5 protein-coding genes are annotated in these 4587 nt (G+C 72.8%); 4 read left to right on the forward strand and 1 reads right to left on the reverse strand.

Annotated features, from left to right (window positions below; all coding sequences use genetic code 11):
• Positions 1-393: NUDIX domain-containing protein (locus tag GUY60_RS34885; protein ID WP_161705279.1), on the reverse strand; the 393-nt coding region annotated here is incomplete at its 3' end.
• A 57-nt stretch (positions 394-450) separates the two neighbouring features.
• Between GUY60_RS34885 and GUY60_RS34890 the strand changes: the two genes are divergently transcribed.
• The 4 genes from GUY60_RS34890 to GUY60_RS34905 all read left to right on the forward strand — a co-directional run.
• Positions 451-1251 carry a M15 family metallopeptidase gene (locus tag GUY60_RS34890; RefSeq protein WP_161705282.1) on the forward strand — a complete coding sequence of 267 codons (801 nt, stop codon included), beginning with the start codon at positions 451-453 and terminating at the stop codon, positions 1249-1251.
• A gap of 169 nt (positions 1252-1420) precedes the next feature.
• Positions 1421-1864, forward strand: coding sequence for a Zn-ribbon domain-containing OB-fold protein (locus GUY60_RS34895; protein ID WP_246236038.1), 444 nt, complete (start codon positions 1421-1423; stop codon positions 1862-1864).
• The gene (locus tag GUY60_RS34900; protein ID WP_161705287.1) at positions 1861-3054 is read left to right on the forward strand and encodes a lipid-transfer protein; all 1194 of its coding nucleotides are present in this window, start codon (positions 1861-1863) and stop codon (positions 3052-3054) included. Before GUY60_RS34895 ends, GUY60_RS34900 begins: the two co-directional genes overlap by 4 nt.
• A gap of 214 nt (positions 3055-3268) precedes the next feature.
• On the forward strand, positions 3269-4587 hold a 1319-nt coding region (locus GUY60_RS34905), incomplete at its 3' end, for an EAL domain-containing protein (protein WP_161705290.1).

A 4587-nucleotide genomic window follows, 5' to 3' on the forward strand; every position in this document is an offset into this window, starting at 1 on the left:
GAGCAGGTGGCCGTCCGGGGAGCTGAGGGCGTCGGCCAGGCGGACGTCGGCGGCGGAGGCCAGGATGCCGGTCTCCTCGGCGAGTTCGCGTACGACGGCGTGCCGCCAGTCCTCGTGGTGGTCGATGAATCCGCCGGGCAGGGCGAGCGTGCCGCGCGCGGGTGCGATGGCACGGGTGACGACGACCAGACCCGCGTGTGTGCCTGCCGCGTCGGCGTACTCGGCGGGCAGCAGCGCCACCGCGACGGGCAGGGGGTTGCGGTAGGCGGTGTCGCCGCAGGCCGGGCAGCGGCGGGGCCAGCCGCTCACGGGGCCGTAGGGGGCACCGCAGGTGGAGCAGTGCGAGCCCTTCTCCGGGCGGGCTGGCGGCTGTTCACGTGGCTGCTCGGGCACGCGCGGACTGTATCCGATCACCTTCCGGAGCGGCGGCGCAGCTGATAGACGGTGGCCATGAAGACGACTTCCTTGCTCCGCGCGCTCGCTGTCGCCGCCGCCACCGCACTGGCGCTGACCACCGCTCCGTCGCCCGCGCAGGCGAAACCCGAACCCAAGGCGCCGGATGAGTTCGTGGCGCTGCGCGACGTGGATCCGACGATCCTCCAGGAGATCAGATACACCACGGCCCACAACTTCGTGGGCGAGCCGATCGACGGCTACCTGAAGCCGATGTGCGTCCTCACCGAACCCGCCGCGAAAGCACTGCACAAGGCGCAGCGCAAGCTGCTCGCCAAGGGGTACTCGCTGAAGGTCTACGACTGCTACCGGCCACAGCGCGCGGTCGATCACTTCGTGCGCTGGGCGAAGGACCTCGACGACGAGCGGATGAAGCCGGAGTTCTATCCGCAGGTCGACAAGTCGAGGTTGTTCGCGGACGGTTACATCGCGGAGAAGTCCGGTCACAGCCGTGGCTCGACCGTCGACCTGACCGTGGTGAAGCTGCCCGCGCTGCCGACCCGCCCCTATGTGCCGGGTGAGCCTCTGGTGCCGTGTTACGCACCTCAAGGTGAGCGTTTTCCCGACAACTCGGTGGACATGGGCACCGGTTTCGACTGCTTCGACACCCTGTCGCACACGGATGACCCGCGGATCGGGGGCGAGCAGCGGGCGAACCGGGATCTGCTGCGCGGTGCGCTCGCGGAGCAGGGCTTCGTCAATCTGCCCGAGGAGTGGTGGCACTTCACGCACAAGCCGGAGCTGTTCCCCGACACGTACTTCGACTTCCCAGTGTCACGGCGGTCGTTGAACGGCTGAACCGCCGCAGGGGTGAACGGCTGAACGGCCGCAGGGGTTGAACGGCTGAAGCGCGGAAGCCCGCCCTCCGTCCCGCCCGTGCGCACGGCAACGCACCCCTGTGCCTGTGCGACCCGGCATGGCACACTCGCACCTGACGTTCCGTCAGATCCAGTGTCAGGGAGGGGCCTTGTCGCGTCAGCGGACACCGGTCGTAGCCGATTGGTTCAGTGGGGAGGGGGACGATTTCCGGCTGCTCGGCACGCGCTGTGCCGCCTGCAGCTCCGTCTTCTTCCCCCGCGAGGACACGTTCTGCCGCAACCCCGGATGCGCGGGCGGTGACCTCGTGGAGGTGCCGCTGTCGCGGCGGGGCCGGGTGTGGTCGTACACCGACGGGCGCTACCGCCCACCCGCCCCGTACGTCTCCGACCCGGAGCAGGAGTGGGAGCCGTACTCCCTGGTCGCGGTCGAGCTGGAGGCGGAGCGGATGGTGGTGCTCGGGCAGGCGGTGCCGGGCGTGACGCCCGCCCAACTGGCCGTCGGTATGGAGGTGGAGGCCGTGCCCGGCGTCCTGAACGAGGACGCGGACACAGTCTGGATGACCTGGCACTGGAAGCCGGTGAGCGAGCGATGAGCGCGCGCGACGTGGCGGTGCTCGGTGCCGCGATGCATCCGTGGGGCAAGTGGGGGCGCGGCTTCGTCGAGTACGGCGTGAAGGCCGCGCGGGCGGCGCTCGCGGACGCGGGCGTGGACTGGCGTGACGTGGGCTCGATCGTCGGCGCCGACACGGTGCGCGGGGGCTACCCCGGCTATGTCTCGGGCGCCAGCTTCGCCAAGGCGCTCGGCTGGCAGGGGGCGCGCGTGACCAGCGTGTACGCGGCGTGCGCCTCCGGAGCGCAGGCCGTGAACACCGCGCGTACGCAGATCCTCGCGGGCCTCGCGGACGTGGTGCTCGTGGTGGGCGCGGACGCCGCGCCGAAGGGGTTCTTCCGGCCCGCCGGCGGGGACCGGCCGGACGACCCCGACTGGCTGCGGTTCCGGGCTCTCGGCGCCACCAACCCGGCGTACTTCGGGCTCTACGCGCGCCGCCGGATGGCCGTCCACGGCGATACGCTCGCCGACTTCGCGCAGGTCAAGGTGAAGAACGCGGCCATGGGCGCGCTCAATCCGAACGCCCGCTACCGCAAGGTCGTCACGGCCGACGAGGTGGCCGCGTCGGCGGTGGTCGCCGATCCGCTGCGGCTGCTCGACATCTGCGCGACCTCGGACGGGGCGGCGGCCCTCGTGCTGTCCAGCGTCGACTTCGCGCGGCGGCACGGCGCCGCAGACCCGGTGCGGATCCGCGCGGTGTCCACGGTCACGCCCGAGTACCCGCAGACCGTGCTCGACCTGCCGGACATCGCGACCGACTCGGCGGCGGCCGTGGACCCGCCCGCGCGCCCCTTCCGCGCCGCCATCGCGCACGCCGCGTACGAGGAGGCGGGTATCGGTCCTGACGAGCTGTCCCTCGCGGAGGTGTACGACCTGTCGACCGCGCTCGAGCTCCAGTGGTACGAGGATCTCGGGCTCTGCGGCGCGGGCGAGGGCGCGAAACTGCTGCGGGACGGCGCCACGGCGCTCGGTGGGCGCGTTCCGGTCAACACGAGCGGAGGGCTCGCGTCCTTCGGTGAGGCGGTGCCCGCTCAAGCCATCGCCCAGGTCTGCGAGTTGACCTGGCAACTGCGCGGCGCGGCCGGTGCGCGGCAGGTCGAGGGCGCGCGGGTGGGCATCACCGCCAACCAGGGGCTGTTCGGACACGGCTCGTCGGTGATCGCGGTGCGGTGAGGGCGGCTGGGCCTGTGGGGGACGGGAGTTCGGCTGGGACGAGAATTCGGCACGCGCGTGGTGCCGGTCATGCTTGAGGGACCGGCACGCGCGTGGGGCCTGAAATGGTCTTGCCCCGCGTCGCGTTCGTACGCAGAGTGACGATCCGGGAATCCTCCGTGAACAGCGCGTGAACTGGCCCCGGAAGCCCGCGCGGCGGGGGCATCATGCTCGCGTGCCTGCCTGGTCGGACTCCCTCCGCTTCGCCTTCCAGCCCGTCGTCAACCTGTCGACCGGAGCCATTGTCGCGCAGGAGATACTGGCCCGCCCGGAGTCCGGCGACGTGCTCGCCGAGGCCCGCCGCGACCCCGAACTCGACGGCAGCGTGGCCGCGTTCGCGGTCCGCGCGGCAGCCCGGCAGGAGACCCTGCTGCCGCTGCATGTGAACGTCTTCGCGGCCACCGTCGCCGACCTCGGCGGCCTCGCCGCGCTGCGCGACGCCGTGCACCGCGCGGGGCGGCTGCCCTGGGAGGTCACCGTCGACCTGGGGCCGCCGTTCACGCACGTACCGCAGCGGGCGCTCCTGGAGGGCGTGGCCGCACTGCGTGGCGAGGGGTTCCGGATCTGCGCGGACGGTGTCGGGGACGGCGACGTACCGCTGCGCCTGCTCGTCGATCTCGCGCCCGAACTCATCAAGCTGGACGCCTCGTTGCTGTCCCGCACCGCGGGCGTGCACGCGATGCGGGCCCTGGCCGAGCAGCTCGGTGCGCTGCTCGGTGTGGAGGGCGTGGAGACGGAACGGCAGCACGCGGCGGCGCTCGCGGCCGGGGCGCAACTGGGTCAGGGCCAGCTTTTCGCGCCGCCCTCGCGGCGGCCCGCAGCCGACGTGTACGTACCGGTGATCGAGGCTGCGGGCACTGCGGCGACCGCGCCCGACGGGGCCCATGACGGGCCGCCTGTACGGCAGTTCGTGCGTCCGGCGGCGCTGCTGCCCGCGGCGGCCTCGGCGGGGCGGGTGCGCGGGCTGCTCACCGGCGCGCCGGACGTGTCCGGTGTGCTGCTCGTGGACACGCGCGGGGTGCCGGTACGGGCCGTGGACCGGGACCGCTTCCTGCTCTCACTCTCCGGGCGGTACGGGCACGCCCTGTACGCCGACCGGCCCGCCGCGCGACTGGCCGACGAGCCGCGCACGGTCGGCGTCGACGCCACCGCCTGGGAGGTCCTCGACCTGCTCGCGGACGGTGAGCGCAGCCGTACCGGCGACGACGTGGCCGTGGTGGACGGCGAGGGGCGGTGCGTGGGCGTGGTGCGGCTCGCGGACCTCGTACGCGCCCTCGCGGAGAGCCGGGTGGAGGAGGCGGCGGGGCTCAACCCGCTGACGCGGCTGCCCGGTTCGGACGCGATCACCGCCGAGGTCGACCGGTGGATCGCGCGCGGCCGGCACTTCGCGCTCAGCTGGCTGGACGTGGACGGCTTCAAGCAGGTCAACGACGGGGCCGGGTTCGCGGCCGGCGACGCCCTGATCCGGGAGGTCGGGGCGGCGCTGCAGGGGGT

The sequence above is a fragment of the Streptomyces boluensis genome (assembly GCF_009908195.1).
GTDB classification, from domain to species: Bacteria; Actinomycetota; Actinomycetes; order Streptomycetales; family Streptomycetaceae; genus Streptomyces; species Streptomyces boluensis.

Excerpts from the sequence above, each read along its gene's own strand:
- GUY60_RS34900 (WP_161705287.1), top strand. The coding sequence starts at position 1,861 with ATGAGCGCGCGCGACGTGGCGGTGCTCGGTGCCGCGATGCATCCGTGG.
- GUY60_RS34890 (WP_161705282.1), top strand. The coding sequence starts at position 451 with ATGAAGACGACTTCCTTGCTCCGCGCGCTCGCTGTCGCCGCCGCCACC.